Genomic DNA, 15,008 nt, shown 5'->3' with positions numbered 1-15,008 from the left:
AACTTCACCACCGAAGTCGGCGTGCCCAGGGGTATCAACGATGTTGATACGGTAGTCATTCCATTTGATAGCGGTGTTTTTAGCGAGGATGGTAATCCCACGCTCTTTCTCCAAATCGTTGGAGTCCATCACGCGTTCGGTAGCTTCAGCACGTTCGTTACTGAAAGTACCAGATTGCTGCAGCAGCTTATCAACCAGGGTAGTTTTACCATGGTCAACGTGCGCGATGATGGCGATATTACGCAGATTTTCGATCACAACTTTGCCTCAGGCATTTAGAAATAGCGCGTTATTGTACACGTATTAATCGAAGGACAGAACAGGATCACAAAGAACCTTTACAAACAATATTGAAAGTAAGGGTTTGTGATCGCTTTCACGGAGCAAAAAAGGGAGCCACAACGAAAATTGCACCAATATGGTGCTCAATTCCCAGATTGAAGCACTATATTAGTGCAATCTATCCATCGTGGTGCAGCCCTTTTGCACTATAGTGCGCATGATAGCGCCTTTTTAGGGTAATTTAAAAGTTGGCACAGATTTCGCTTTAATCATTTCAGGGCGAAAAGCCATGTTAAATAGAATAGACCCTTTGGATTTCGAGATACAGGAAGTCGGCAAGAGAAAGAATCCCGATGAACTTACACAGGTAAGTGATTCGGGTGAATGAACATAGCCAACGCATCTGCGACTTGAAAGACGACGGGTAAGACCTCGTTACCACGACGACAATGACCAATCCGGGAGAGTTAAGTATGTCCGCTGAACACGTATTGACGATGCTGAATGAGCATGAAGTGAAGTTTGTAGATTTGCGCTTCACTGACACTAAAGGTAAAGAACAGCACGTCACTATCCCTGCTCACCAGGTGAACGCTGACTTCTTTGAAGAAGGCAAAATGTTTGATGGCTCCTCGATTGGTGGCTGGAAAGGCATCAACGAATCTGACATGGTTCTTATGCCAGACGCGTCTACCGCTGTTATTGACCCGTTCTTCGCTGATTCTACTCTGATCATCCGTTGCGACATTCTTGAGCCAGGCACTATGCAAGGCTATGACCGCGACCCACGTTCTATCGCGAAACGTGCTGAAGACTATCTGCGCGCAACCGGCATTGCTGATACCGTTCTGTTCGGGCCAGAGCCAGAGTTCTTCCTGTTCGATGACGTTCGTTTCGGTAGCTCCATTTCGGGTTCACACGTAGCAATCGATGATATCGAAGCTGCATGGAACACCGGCACCAAATACGAAGGCGGCAACAAAGGCCACCGTCCTGCTGTTAAAGGCGGTTACTTCCCAGTTCCTCCGGTTGACTCTGCACAAGACCTGCGTTCTGCAATGTGTCTGACCATGGAGCAAATGGGCCTGGTTGTTGAAGCTCACCACCACGAAGTAGCAACTGCTGGTCAGAATGAAGTGGCTACCCGCTTCAACACCATGACCAAAAAAGCAGATGAAATTCAGATCTACAAATATGTCGTGCACAACGTTGCTCACGCTTATGGCAAAACTGCGACCTTCATGCCAAAACCAATGTTTGGCGATAACGGTTCTGGTATGCATTGCCACATGTCCCTGTCTAAGAACGGTGTAAACACGTTCGCTGGTGACAAATATGCGGGCCTGTCTGAGCAAGCGCTGTACTACATCGGCGGTGTCATCAAACACGCTAAAGCAATCAATGCCCTGGCTAACCCAACCACCAACTCCTACAAGCGTTTGGTCCCAGGTTACGAAGCTCCAGTTATGCTGGCTTACTCTGCGGCTAACCGTTCTGCTTCTATCCGTATTCCAGTGGTTGCGTCTCCGAAAGCACGTCGTATCGAAGTGCGCTTCCCAGACCCAGCAGCTAACCCGTATCTGTGCTTTGCAGCGCTGCTGATGGCTGGTCTCGATGGCATCAAGAACAAAATCCATCCGGGCGAAGCAATGGACAAAAACCTGTACGACCTGCCGCCAGAAGAAGCGAAAGAGATCCCACAAGTTGCTGGCTCTCTGGAAGAAGCACTGAGCTGCCTGAACGAAGACCGCGAGTTCCTGACTGCGGGTGGTGTGTTCACTGATGACGCAATCGATGCATACATCGCGCTGCGTATCGAAGAAAACGACCGTGTGCGTATGACTCCGCACCCGGTAGAGTTTGAACTGTATTACAGCGTTTAATATTTAAAGCGCAGCGAATTTTATGTCGCAGCAAGGAGGCAACCGAAGGAACCCCGATGAGCTTACATCAGTAAGTGATTTGGGTGAGCGAGGGAAGCCAACACCGCTGTGGCGTAAAAGGCGCTGATGATTGTTGCCGTGGAAACTTTTAGCCCATCTTCGATGGGCTTTTTTCTCCACAAATAACCTGCAGCTGCAATATCTTTTGCTCGCAGGAAACTATAATGCACCATCATAGTGCAAATTATTGGAGACTGCTGTATGGCAACCGGCACGCTGCCCGATGCTGGGCAGATCCTGAATTCTTTAATCAACAGCATTTTACTGGTCGATGACGAGCTGGCGGTGCATTTCGCCAATCCGGCTGCACAGCAACTTTTGGCGCAAAGTTCGCGCAAGCTGTACGGCACACCACTACCAGAGCTGTTGAGTTACTTTTCGCTTAATGTTGGCTTGATGCAAGAAAGCCTGACTGCAGGCCAGGGTTTTACCGATAACGAAGTCACACTGGTTATCGATAGCCGCTCCCACATTCTTTCTCTGACGGCACAACGTTTACCGGAAGGTTACATCCTGATGGAAATGGCGCCGATGGATAACCAACGACGTCTAAGCCAGGAACAGTTGCAGCAAGCGCAGCAAATTGCCGCTCGTGACTTAGTTCGTGGGCTGGCACATGAGATTAAAAATCCACTCGGTGGGTTACGCGGTGCCGCGCAATTACTGGCAAAAGCCTTACCCGACCCTTCGCTCACCGAATACACCAACGTGATTATTGAGCAAGCTGACCGCTTACGTAATCTGGTGGATAGGCTGTTAGGCCCGCAGCAACCGGGTATGCACGTCACCGAAAGCATTCATAAAGTCACAGAACGTGTGATGAAACTGGTGTCGATGGAGTTACCCGCGAATGTGACACTAGTGAGAGATTACGACCCAAGTTTGCCTGAGTTGGCGCATGATCCCGACCAAATTGAACAGATTTTACTGAATATTGTGCGTAACGCGCTTCAAGCGTTGGGCAGTGATGGGGGTGAGATTGTGTTACGCACGCGTACCGCTTTTCAAAGTACGCTGCACGGCACTCGTTATCGCCTGGCTGCACGCATTGATGTTGAAGACAATGGACCGGGGATTCCGGCCCATCTGCAGGACACACTATTCTACCCAATGGTGAGCGGACGTGAAGGAGGGACAGGTTTAGGTCTTTCTATTGCACGCAACTTGATCGATCAGCATTCGGGAAAAATCGAATTTAACAGTTGGCCAGGTCATACCGAGTTTTCGGTTTTCCTGCCTATTCGTAAGTAGAGGTCTTTATGCAACGAGGGATAGTTTGGATCGTTGATGACGATAGCTCCATCCGTTGGGTGCTGGAACGCGCTCTGACAGGGGCTGGTTTAAGCTGCACCACGTTTGAAAGTGGCAATGAAGTCCTGAATGCTCTTGCAACCAAAACCCCGGACGTTTTGTTATCTGATATTCGCATGCCAGGCATGGATGGTCTGGCACTGCTAAAGCAGATTAAACAACGACACCCGATGTTGCCGGTCATCATAATGACGGCTCATTCAGATCTTGAAGCAGCTGTGAGCGCCTATCAACAAGGTGCATTTGATTATCTGCCAAAACCTTTTGATATTGATGAAGCTGTGGCACTCGTTGAGCGAGCCATCAGTCATTATCAGGAACAACAGCAACCGCGAAATGTGCAGGTTAATGGGCCGACGACCGATATCATCGGTGAAGCCCCCGCCATGCAGGATGTGTTTCGTATTATTGGCCGCTTGTCCCGGTCATCAATAAGTGTGCTGATTAACGGCGAATCCGGTACGGGTAAAGAGTTAGTTGCCCACGCTTTGCATCGGCACAGCCCGCGCGTGAAATCCCCTTTTATTGCGCTGAATATGGCCGCAATCCCAAAGGATTTGATTGAGTCCGAGCTGTTTGGCCATGAGAAAGGGGCTTTTACCGGCGCTAATCAAATTCGCCAGGGCCGTTTTGAGCAAGCTGATGGCGGCACACTGTTCCTCGATGAAATTGGTGATATGCCGCTGGATGTGCAAACTCGTTTACTGCGCGTGTTAGCGGATGGGCAATTTTATCGTGTCGGCGGCTATGCCCCAGTAAAAGTTGATGTGAGAATTATTGCCGCGACTCACCAGAACTTGGAGTTGCGCGTGCAGGAAGGGAAATTCCGTGAGGACTTATTCCATCGCCTGAACGTGATTCGCGTTCATTTACCCCCACTGCGCGAACGCCGGGAAGATATTCCGCGTCTGGCTCGCCATTTCTTGCAAGATGCAGCCCAGGAATTGGGTGTGGAAGCAAAACTGCTTCATCCTGAAACCGAAACGGCGTTAACACGTTTAGCCTGGCCTGGAAACGTCCGCCAACTGGAGAATACCTGTCGCTGGTTAACCGTAATGGCGGCGGGCCAGGAAGTATTGATTCAGGACTTGCCCGCCGAGCTATTCGAGACAACGATTCCCGATAGCCCGGCACATTCTCATTCCGACAGCTGGGCAACACTGCTGGCACAATGGGCAGATCGGGCGTTACGTTCCGGTCATCAGAACTTACTTTCTGAAGCTCAGCCAGAAATGGAGCGCACACTGCTGACGACTGCACTACGCCATACGCAAGGGCATAAGCAGGAAGCAGCAAGGTTGCTTGGTTGGGGACGCAACACCCTGACGCGTAAGCTCAAAGAGTTGGGAATGGAGTAGCTTACAATTTATATCCTAAATAATTCGAGTTGTGGATAGGCGGCAAGGGAGCAAATCCCCAGGAGCTTACTTGAGTAAGTGACTGGGGTTAGTGAGCGCAGCCAACGCCCCAACAACTTGAAGTATGAAGGATATTTATATCACGCGCGAAAACTGCTGGAGGCGTGCCTTCTGGCGCAAGTAACTATCAAAACACATGCAGATATTACGGATTAATAGACGACCTTTGGCCGTTACCTGGATATGTTTGCCATCAATATCCACCAGCCCATCTTTCGCGAGTGGTTCCAGCAATTTCAGATCTTCTGCGAAGTACTCTTCAGCATTCAGATCCCAAAGTTCTTCTATTTCCGCAAGATTGAGCTGGAAGTTACAGATAAGCGCTTTGATAACATCACGACGAATGCAGTCATCGCGGGTTAATGCCAGCCCACGCCACAGCGCATCACCTTGCTGATCAAGTTGTTGATAATACGTTTTAAGCTCTTTCTGGTTCTGCGCGTAGCAATCACCAATCATGCTGATGGCGGAAACTCCCATCCCCAACAGATCTGTATCGCCCTGGGTGGTGTAGCCCTGGAAATTACGGTGCAATTTCCCTTCGCGTTGAGCAATCGCCAGTTCGTCATCCGGACGTGCGAAATGGTCCATACCAATAAACTGGTATCCCGCGCTGGTCAGCGAGCTGATGGTTTCTTGCAGAATATCGAGTTTCTGCTGCGCGCTCGGTAGGTCTGCATCTTTAATTTTGCGTTGAGCCGCAAACAATGTCGGTAAATGCGCATAGTTAAAAACGCTGAGGCGATGCGGGCTCAACTCAGCAACACGTTTGAGCGTGAAGGCAAAGCTTTCTGGTGTCTGCTTTGGCAGACCATAAATCAAATCAATATTGGTCGATGTGAAACCTAGTTCACGAGCGCGTTGAATCAAGGCGAAGATAAACTCTTCGTCTTGCTCACGGTTAACCAGACGCTGAACTTCTTTGTTGAAATCCTGCACCCCCATGCTCAAGCGAGTAAAGCCTTCCTGACGCAGATGGTCCAGCACATCCAGTTCAATTTCACGCGGATCGATTTCAATAGACAGTTCGGCGTCTTCATTAAAATTGAAATGACCACGCAGAAGCCCCATCAAACGGCTTATCTGGGCTTTGCTGAGATAGGTAGGTGTACCGCCGCCCCAATGCAGTTGGCTAACGTGACGGCCTTTAAAGAGCGGTGCACGGTGGGCAATTTCTTGTTCCAGCGCATCAAGATACTGATCGGCCTTGTGAGTCTGGCGAGTCACGATTTTATTACAGCCGCAGAAGTAGCAGAGTTTGTGGCAAAACGGGATATGAACGTACAGCGACAGCGGGCGCTCAGGATAACGAGCAACCGCTTCAAGAAATGCCGCCTCGCCGAAGCCTTCTGAGAACTCCAGCGCGGTGGGATAAGAGGTATAACGCGGCCCTGAATAATTATATTTCTGGATCAGGGCCAGATCCCAATCGATTAACTGCTCAGACATACTCACTCCCTCCGGTGCTGCCGCATTCGTTGACGGCGCAACGATTTTTGTAATCGCGACAACCGCCGTAGTTTAACGAATAACCACAGCAGATAACACACCAGAGGAAAAACCACGAAAAGAACAGGTAATCCCATTGAGGTATACCGTTAGTCAGTGCCCTTAAGCAGACGCATTAAATCATCACCCTTCTCTTTTTCTTCTTCATCTTCGTCATCATCGTAGGCGATGCCGAGTTCAGCCATCAATGCATCGATACGATCAAGCTTAGCGTTAACCCACGCCTGTTCTTCTGCATTGAGCGTTTCACCTTCTTCAAGACGTTCCAGCAACGCATCCAGGCGCTCATCGTTCTCCAGCAAATCCAGCTCAGCCTGTGGTGTTAGCATAGGTTTCTCGCTTTTAGGTTTGTGCTGCTTCGGTTTTTTGACCTGGACTTCAGTTACGCCCAGGGCGATTGGTTTTTTACTGCCAATGCGCGGATCTTTAGCCTGAGTGCTGCCACTTCCACTTTTAGCTTGAGTACCACCTGTTGCGCGACTCCCCGCAGAGTGCCCACTGTGCTTTTTCTCACGTTTGCGATCGCGAGATTCACGATCAATCTCTTCACGCGTTTTGCGACGTGCTTTTGAAGGTTTAGAACCGGGTACTGCTGAGTTTTGTTGCTTCATAATAATTTTTCTTGAGCCATTTTTATTCAGTATAGAATTGCGGCGGAATCTAGCAGAAAGCAAGCAAAGAAAAAAGGCGGCAGGTTAACCCGTCGCCTTTTTTCTTGTCTCTGGACCCTTATCTGGTCACACAATCCCTGTTTGCACTCGACTCCCTGTCTTTCCTTTGCAAACAACTTCCGTGTTTATCCTTATCCTGAGTTGCTATCCTTAGTGGCTCTCCTTTGCCTGTGCCGCTTACTTTACTCTGAGCGCTTAATTCTACAAGGTGGGTATTTGTGTTAAGACATTGATGCAATCAATCAATATCACTTTAATATATTGTTTTATAAAATTTTTTATTAATGTCTGCATTTATCAACGCTACGTTGTCTGCCATTACAAATGGTCAATGTCTTACAAACCATGGGTGTATATCTGTAATCCTGTAAGCCTTGCTGAGAAACACGGCGTTTTCCCCATGTTCAGGTATAATCCCCCACAATGCTCATCCTGAGGGAGACAACCGTTTTGACAAACTGGAATTATCAACAGACCCACTTCGTGCTTAGCGCACCGGACATTCGCCATTTACCTTCTGATACCGGTATTGAGGTTGCTTTCGCAGGCCGCTCTAATGCAGGGAAATCCAGCGCATTAAATACGCTGACCAATCAGAAAGCCCTGGCTCGTACCAGTAAAACGCCAGGCCGTACTCAGCTCATCAACCTATTTGAAGTCGCTGAAGGTAAACGTGTGGTGGATTTGCCAGGTTATGGCTACGCCGAAGTACCGGAAGAAGTAAAACTGAAATGGCAGCGCGCGCTCGGCGAATATCTGCAAAAGCGTAATAGCTTGAAAGGATTGGTTGTGCTGATGGATATCCGTCATCCACTTAAAGACCTTGACCAGCAGATGATTCACTGGGCCGTTGCGAGCAACATTCCCGTCATGTTGCTGTTAACCAAGGCTGACAAGTTGGCGTCTGGTGCTCGCAAAGCACAATTAAATATGGTGCGCGCCGCAGTTGTGGACTTTAACGGTGACATTCAAGTAGAGGCGTTTTCGTCTCTGAAGAAAATTGGCGTTGATGTACTGCGTCATAAGCTTGATGGCTGGTACAACGATATCCCGCCAGCAACCGAAGAAGATGGCGTAGAAGAAGACGACGAAACCTCTGGCGAATAACCCTACCCAAAATAATTCGAGGTGCAGGTAGGCGGCAAGTGAGCAAATGCCGATGTGCTTACTCAGGTAAGTGATTATTCGGCCCATCCATGGATCTCCCCCCTTCGGGGCGCTGCTAACAGCGTTCAAATCTGCGGCTTGAAGTATGACGGGTATAAGCATGGGTTCGCCCGTGCTTTTTTTTCCTTACTTTCCTGACTTGCGCCCAATAAAAAACGCCCCAGTCATTACTGACTGGGGCGGCTAAAATATTCAGCCAAATCCGATTACGTGAAGTAAAAGGTCTGAAAGATAGAACATCTTACCTCTGTACCCTACGCAAATAACTCTACTCCTTTTTATTCGGATGAAAAAGTATTTTTTGTAGTTTTTTTTCACTCTTTACACACCAATCTTGAATCATCATCACAAAAAGCTATGAGTTATGTTCTTTAGTTACAGAACCTATTTCAAATTAGTGCGCTTCATCCCAATTTGCACCACTCCCAACTTCCACCAGCAACGGCACGTCCAGTTTCATGCTGCCTTCCATCAATTCGTGGACTTTCTTCGATACGGCTTCCAGATCATCCTGATGAACTTCGAATACCAATTCATCGTGTACCTGCATGATCATTTTTACACGAGGCTTATCTTTCTCAAGCCAGGCATCGACGGCAATCATCGCGCGTTTGATGATGTCAGCTGCCGTTCCCTGCATCGGGGCGTTGATAGCCGCACGTTCAGCGCCAGCACGGCGCGCCGCATTACTAGAATTGATGTCCGGTAAATACAGACGGCGTCCGTCCAGCGTTTCGACATAACCCTGATCTTTCGCCTGCTTGCGGGTGCGCTCCATGTACTCCAGCACGCCAGGATAGCGTTCAAAGTAGAGATCCATGTATTTCTGCGACTCTTTACGCGGGATATTGAGCTGGCGTGACAAGCCAAATGCGCTCATGCCGTAAATCAGACCAAAGTTAATCGCTTTAGCACTGCGGCGTTGTTCACCAGAAACACTATCCAACGGAATACCGAATACTTCGGAAGCGGTAGCACGGTGAATATCTTTGCCTTCTGCAAATGCAGTCAACAGACCTTGGTCGTGAGATAAATGCGCCATGATGCGCAGTTCGATTTGCGAGTAGTCGGCAGAAACGATCAAGTAATCTTTTGGAGCAATAAAGGCCTGGCGAATACGACGCCCTTCTTCATTACGCACCGGAATGTTTTGCAAGTTCGGTTCGGTAGAAGACAAACGCCCGGTCGCGGCCACTGCCTGATGGTACGAGGTATGTACGCGCCCGGTTTTCGGGTTAATCATGAGTGGCAGCTTATCGGTATAAGTCGATTTCAGCTTCGCCAAACCACGGTGTTCAAGAATGACTTTAGGCAGCGGATAATCCAGGGCTAATTCTTCCAGCACTTCCTCAGAAGTAGAAGGCGCGCCACCAGGGGTTTTCTTTAGCGGTTTAATACCCTGTTTTTCAAAAAGTATAGTCTGCAGCTGCTTCGGTGAAGCAAGGTTAAACGCCTCACCCGCGATTTCATGCGCAGTCAATTCAAGTTCAGCCAGTCGTTTTGTCAGCTGCTCAGAATGGGTGTGCAGAATAGCGGGATCAATCTTGACGCCATTACGTTCAATACGTGACAGCACTGGCACAAGTGGCATTTCGACATTTTTGAAGACGCTTAATGGCCCTTCTCGTTTCTCAAGCTTCGGCCACATCTTCAGATGTAACTGCAAAGTAACGTCGGCATCTTCTGCAGCGTAACGCCCAGCTTGCTCAAGATCGATCTGATTAAAGGTCAGCTGCTTTTTACCTTTTCCAGCAATCTCTTCGAATGTGATGGTCGTGTGTTTAAGCCAGCGAGAAGCCAGGCTGTCCATATCATGCCGGCCTGCAACGCTATCAAGAATGTAGGACTCAAGCATGGTATCGAACTCAATGCCGCGCAGCTCGATATCGTAGTTCTGCATGATGCCGCGGTCATACTTCAGATTTTGCCCAACTTTAAGAACACTTTCATCCTCAAGTAATGGCTTGAGAAGTTCAAGCGCACGCTCACGAGGAATTTGGACCGGGGCATCTAAATAGTCATGCGCGACAGGAATGTAGCACGCAACACCCGGTTCAGTGGCAAATGAAAGACCCACCAGGTTCGCACTGATGTTATCCAGGCTGTCAGTTTCAGTATCGAAGGCGATGACAGGCGTTTTTTTGAGGCGGGAAATCCACTCTTCAAGAACAGTCTCATCAAGAATGGTGACGTAGTTGTCATAAGAAAGCGCGTTGGCTGGTTCTTCGGGTTCAACTTCAGCTTCAATATCGATGGTTTTTGGCGATTGTGCTGCAGGTTTCGCGCCCTTAGCCTGCATCCACTTGCCCGCTTCAACGTCTGTAATCCAGCGTTTAAATTCGTATTGCTTGAACAGGCTAAGCAACTCTTCATCAGCCAGTTGCTGCACTTCTAATTGCTCGCAACCTAACTCGAGCTCAACATCCGTTTTGATGGTAGCCAGTTTATAGGACAGGTAAGCAAGGTCTTTGCTTTGCTCAAGCTTCGCCGCCATAGTTTTAGCGCCACGGAACGTCAACTCTGAGATTTTTTCTGGGTTGGCATACAGCGTATCTAAACCCCCTAAGCCTTGCAGTAGTGCCTGTGCGGTTTTCTCACCCACGCCAGGGACACCAGGAATGTTATCTGATGAATCACCCATTAAGGCCAGGAAGTCGATAATCAGCTCAGGAGGCACGCCATACTTAGTGCGAACTTCTTCCGGGCCAAGGATGGTGTTTGTCATGGTATTGATAAGCGTCACGCCTGGAGTCACCAGCTGCGCCATATCTTTATCGCCGGTACTTATCAGTACCGGACGGCCCACACGTTCCGCTTCAAGCGCTAATGTGCCGATAACATCGTCGGCTTCTACACCTGAAACCGCCAGCAGTGGCAATCCCATGGCTCTCACCATGGCATGGAGAGGTTCAATTTGCGCTCGAAGATCGTCAGGCATTGGTGGTCGGTGTGATTTGTAATCCTCAAACAACTCGTCACGGAAGGTCTTACCTTTAGCATCAAACACTACAGCGGCGTGAGTTGGCTGGTACTGCAACAATAAGCTACGCAGCATGTTCAGCACGCCGTACATTGCCCCGGTCGGTTCACCTTTGCTATTGGTCAGCGGTGGAAAAGCGTGATAGGCACGATAGAGATAAGAGGAGCCATCAACGAGGATAAGTGGATTTTGCGCGATCTGAACCATAATGTTCCGTTCCGTGACTGATTTTAGTTTATGGGTAAAGGATGCCATAGCCTGGCTGAAAACATGAGCCTTTGAGGAAGATAAGGTAAAAAGTTTTGTTGATCTTCGAGATCGGCTCCACGATCAATATTGTGGATAAGTTTGTGCATAATTCTTTAAGCAATTGATTTTTACGTAAGAAGGAAATCACCACCTAATTAAATATTATTATTTTTCAATACCTTGAGACTTATCTATTCATCTGGATGTCATTTTTTGAATGATCGACAAATGTGGATATAAAAATAAATTATGTTTTAGACCGATATTATTCAAAGCCGTAGTATCCGGATTTTTTACTCAGCAGTTTTAGTGTCATCACGGGTGATAAATTTCTGATAAAATTTAGCTCCATTATTCTGTTCCCAGTAGCCGACACTCCTTAACCATCTGAAAAATTTATTTATGTCGAGATTATTCGCCGCGATAACGTTGATTCTGAGTGTCGCTCTTACTATCGTGGTCACTGTAGCCTGCTCAGTACCTATTATTATTGCTGGCATCATCAAGCTATTACTTCCTGTTCCCATCATCTGGCGCTCAATCTCAGTATTTGCTGATTTCATGATGTACTGCTGGTGTGAAGGTTTGGCCTTTTTACTCAGGTTAAATCCACACCTGAAGTGGGATGTTGAAGGACTCGACGAACTCAGCAAAAAAAACGGGTATCTGCTGATTTGTAATCACCGAAGCTGGGCTGACATCGTTATTTTGTGCGTGCTGTTTCGCAAACTTATCCCAATGAATAAGTACTTTTTAAAACAACAGCTCGCCTGGGTGCCATTTATGGGCTTGGCTTGTTGGGCTTTGGATATGCCTTTCATGAAACGTTACTCGCGAGGGTATTTATTACGTCATCCAGAGCAACGCGGCAAAGATGTTGAAACCACTCGCCGTTCTTGTGAAAAATTCCGCTCTCACCCAACGACTATCGTGAATTTTGTTGAAGGTTCGAGATTCACTAAAGAGAAGCGTTTACAGACTCGTTCGGCTTTTCAAAACCTGCTTCCGCCTAAAGCCGCGGGCATCGCAATGGCTCTCAATGTGTTAGGGAAACAGTTCGATAAGCTACTGAACGTGACGCTTTGTTATCCTGAAAATGCGCAAAATCCATTTTATGACATGTTAACCGGGAAGATGACGCGAATTGTGGTGAGAGTGTCACTCGTGCCTATTGCAGAGGATCTACATGGTGATTATGTGAATGACAAAGCTTTTAAACGTCGCTTCCAGCACTGGTTGAATGCATTGTGGCATGAGAAAGACGAGCTGCTGTCAAACATCAAACAAGAGAAAAAAGCCGGTCAATGACCGGCTTTCTCATTATTTCTGTTCTACCAGGAACTTGGCTACATCAGCATATTGCTGAATAAACACGTCCATGTTGCTGGAGTCTATGCCTTGTGGATTCAACTGATATTTCCCGTTTACAAACATAGCTGGAACACCCTGCAATTGCAGATCCGCCGCAGCTTTCTCTTGTTGGGCAACCAGTGATTTCACAACAAAACTGTTCCACGCTGCATCGTACTCTTCTGGTTTAATACCAGCATCGATGAATACCTGGCGGATATCTGCAACATTTTGAACAGTCTGAGTTTTTTGTAGTGCTTCAAACATTGGAGCGGTAACTTTGTCTTCCACACCCAATGCTAGTGCAACAGCCCATGCCTGAGTTAAATCCTTGCCCAATGGGCCGAGGAACTCAACATGGTATTTTGTCATTTTGGTGCCTTCTGGCAGCTTTTTCTTAACAGCATCAGATACATGAAGAACTTCTTCAAACTGATAGCAGTGTGGGCAGTAGAAGGAGAAAAACTCTAAAACTTGCGGCTCGCCAGCGACCGGTTTTTCTAGAGTGATAAACTCTTTTCCATCTTTAAACTGCGCGGCAGACACGCTGAATGCCAGGATCATCCCCGCCAGCGCCAGCCAAATCTTTTTCATCATCAAATCTCTCCCGAATAAATACTGATTAATACATTGGCGTTAATGTTAGTGGTGGTTCACGCAGAACCCGTACCTGCTCTATAAAAGTCGCAGTTTGTCTTCGCCAGTAATCTTCGTCTGTAAGCCACGGAAAATTTCTGGGGAAAGCAGGATCATCCCAGCGTCGAATTATCCACGCGAGATAATAGACCATTCGCATTGCACGTAAAGGTTCTATGAATGCAATTTCGTCTGATTCAAATGGGGTAAACTCTTCATACGCCTCGACAATCATTTCCAGTTGCATTCTCTGCTCGGCTTTATCACCATTGAGAAGCATCCAGATATCCTGAATTGCCGGGCCATTTCGGGCATCATCCAAATCGACAAACAAAGGGCCATCGCGCCAGAGAATGTTCCCTGGGTGGCAATCACCATGCAGTCTTAATGGCTGAAAATCGGCATGCCAATGAAGTTTAACTTCTGCTATTAACGCATCTGTCGCGCTGAGAAAACGCTTCTTGAGGGCAGATGGAATCAGATGTGTATGCTCAAACAGTTCGCGTGGCTCAAATAAGTATTCATTTAAGCCCATGTCAGGACGCGCAGCGAATTGCTTACGGCGACCAGTTTGATGGATACGGCCAAGATAGCGACCCACCCATTCCATCTGATCAAGGTTATCCGTTTCGTACTGTCTTCCCCCCAAACTCGGGAACACTGCGTACATAAAACCGTTATGGCGTAATAGCGTGTTGCCGTTGAAACGTAAGGGAGCGGCGACAGGAACCTCATCAGCTTGCAACTCAAGTGAAAACTGATGCTCTTCTTCTATCTGCTCAGGTGACCAACGATGAGGGCGATAAAACTTAACCACATAACGTTTACGATCCTCGTCCTGAAACTGGTAGACGCGGTTTTCAAAACTGTTTAATGGGGTCAAGCCGGAATCCACCCGTATACCCTGTTCGAATAGGGCATCCATGATGGTATCCGGATGTAGTGTTTGAAAATTGAAAGCGCTGTCTGTCATCCAGGCAACCAACTGTAAATACGAATAGTTGAGGATAACATTTCATCGCCGTTAAAGTGGGCCGCCTTACAAGCTTTTACTCTTTAATTACACCGCGAGCGCGCAATAATGCGGTTTTAAAATCTTCTTCATAGTCTTTCTTAATGCCAGGAATAACAGCATCTTTTGCAGAGTCACGCATTTTCAGTTGATAGATAAGCACGTCATCAGTGAGATCAGTTAATTCACCGGTATAACCTGACTCTTTACTGAGTTTCTGCAAAAATTGAATCAAGTTGAGGTCCGGCTCTTTCTGCCATGCGGGCTGAAGTAGCTCGAGCAGTTCGTTAAGACGCTTACATTTCATGGTTGTGCTCCTTTCACATGAGAGATGCCACACGTTAGCAGGCTCAAACCCACATTAAAAGAGGCGATATAAGTGAGATGTTTAACGGAAGTGACTGGTGTAGTGCTGTCTGGAGGAAGAGCGACAAGAATGGGGGGCAAGGATAAAGGATTGATATGTTTAAATGGTCTGCC

General features: G+C 47.7%; 12 protein-coding genes and 1 pseudogene. 6 read left to right on the top strand and 7 right to left on the bottom strand.

All coding sequences use genetic code 11. The annotated features are described in order from the left end of the window. A partial coding sequence (locus VJY99_RS13255) for a GTP-binding protein (RefSeq protein WP_324119155.1) occupies positions 1-258 on the bottom strand: 258 nt, incomplete at its 3' end. A gap of 497 nt (positions 259-755) precedes the next feature. On the opposite strand from VJY99_RS13255, the gene glnA reads away from it, so the two are divergent. The 3 genes from glnA to glnG all read left to right on the top strand — a co-directional run bounded on the left by glnA (position 756) and on the right by glnG (position 4,894). Next, positions 756-2,165, top strand: a complete 1,410-nt coding sequence (gene glnA, locus VJY99_RS13250; protein ID WP_324119154.1) for a glutamate--ammonia ligase — start codon at positions 756-758, stop codon at positions 2,163-2,165. Positions 2,166-2,426: 261 nt separating this feature from the next. Further along, complete coding sequence (gene glnL / locus VJY99_RS13245) at positions 2,427-3,476, top strand: nitrogen regulation protein NR(II) (RefSeq protein ID WP_324119152.1); 1,050 nt, start codon at positions 2,427-2,429, stop codon at positions 3,474-3,476. Between the two features lie 8 nt (positions 3,477-3,484). Then, a complete protein-coding gene (gene glnG / locus VJY99_RS13240) occupies positions 3,485-4,894 on the top strand; it encodes a nitrogen regulation protein NR(I) (RefSeq protein ID WP_324119151.1) in 1,410 nt (469 codons plus the stop codon). Positions 4,895-5,029: 135 nt separating this feature from the next. On the opposite strand, the gene hemN is transcribed toward glnG, so the two are convergent. Both hemN and yihI read right to left on the bottom strand, forming a co-directional pair. Beyond that, a complete protein-coding gene (gene hemN, locus VJY99_RS13235; protein ID WP_324119148.1) occupies positions 5,030-6,403 on the bottom strand; it encodes an oxygen-independent coproporphyrinogen III oxidase in 1,374 nt (457 codons plus the stop codon). A gap of 149 nt (positions 6,404-6,552) precedes the next feature. Continuing rightward, positions 6,553-7,074: a Der GTPase-activating protein YihI gene (gene yihI, locus VJY99_RS13230; RefSeq protein ID WP_324119146.1), complete on the bottom strand. Its 522-nt coding sequence runs from the start codon at positions 7,072-7,074 to the stop codon at positions 6,553-6,555. 510 nt (positions 7,075-7,584) lie between these two features. On the opposite strand from yihI, the gene yihA reads away from it, so the two are divergent. Further along, positions 7,585-8,241, top strand: coding sequence for a ribosome biogenesis GTP-binding protein YihA/YsxC (gene yihA, locus VJY99_RS13225; RefSeq protein ID WP_324119144.1), 657 nt, complete (start codon positions 7,585-7,587; stop codon positions 8,239-8,241). A 454-nt stretch (positions 8,242-8,695) separates the two neighbouring features. Here yihA and polA read toward each other — a convergent pair whose 3' ends face one another. Beyond that, positions 8,696-11,488 (bottom strand): DNA polymerase I, encoded by a 2,793-nt coding sequence (gene polA / locus VJY99_RS13220; RefSeq protein ID WP_324119142.1) that lies wholly within the window; start codon positions 11,486-11,488, stop codon positions 8,696-8,698. A gap of 444 nt (positions 11,489-11,932) precedes the next feature. On the opposite strand from polA, the gene VJY99_RS13215 reads away from it, so the two are divergent. Further along, on the top strand, positions 11,933-12,838 hold the full coding sequence (locus VJY99_RS13215; protein WP_324119140.1) for an acyltransferase: 906 nt from the start codon (positions 11,933-11,935) through the stop codon (positions 12,836-12,838). A 12-nt stretch (positions 12,839-12,850) separates the two neighbouring features. Here VJY99_RS13215 and dsbA read toward each other — a convergent pair whose 3' ends face one another. The 3 genes from dsbA to VJY99_RS13200 all read right to left on the bottom strand — a co-directional run bounded on the left by dsbA (position 12,851) and on the right by VJY99_RS13200 (position 14,835). Beyond that, positions 12,851-13,474: a thiol:disulfide interchange protein DsbA gene (gene dsbA, locus VJY99_RS13210; RefSeq protein WP_324119156.1), complete on the bottom strand. Its 624-nt coding sequence runs from the start codon at positions 13,472-13,474 to the stop codon at positions 12,851-12,853. A 28-nt stretch (positions 13,475-13,502) separates the two neighbouring features. Further along, positions 13,503-14,489 (bottom strand): serine/threonine protein kinase, encoded by a 987-nt coding sequence (locus VJY99_RS13205; protein ID WP_324119138.1) that lies wholly within the window; start codon positions 14,487-14,489, stop codon positions 13,503-13,505. A 76-nt stretch (positions 14,490-14,565) separates the two neighbouring features. After that, positions 14,566-14,835 carry a YihD family protein gene (locus tag VJY99_RS13200; RefSeq protein WP_324119136.1) on the bottom strand — a complete coding sequence of 90 codons (270 nt, stop codon included), beginning with the start codon at positions 14,833-14,835 and terminating at the stop codon, positions 14,566-14,568. A 72-nt stretch (positions 14,836-14,907) separates the two neighbouring features. Between VJY99_RS13200 and mobA the strand changes: the two are divergent. After that, positions 14,908-15,008, top strand: a pseudogene (mobA, locus tag VJY99_RS13195) (molybdenum cofactor guanylyltransferase MobA); the annotation flags it as partial.

Source organism: Buttiauxella sp. (assembly GCF_035271705.1).
Taxonomy (GTDB): domain Bacteria; phylum Pseudomonadota; class Gammaproteobacteria; order Enterobacterales; family Enterobacteriaceae; genus Buttiauxella.
This window is presented reverse-complemented; position numbering and strand designations above follow the sequence as displayed.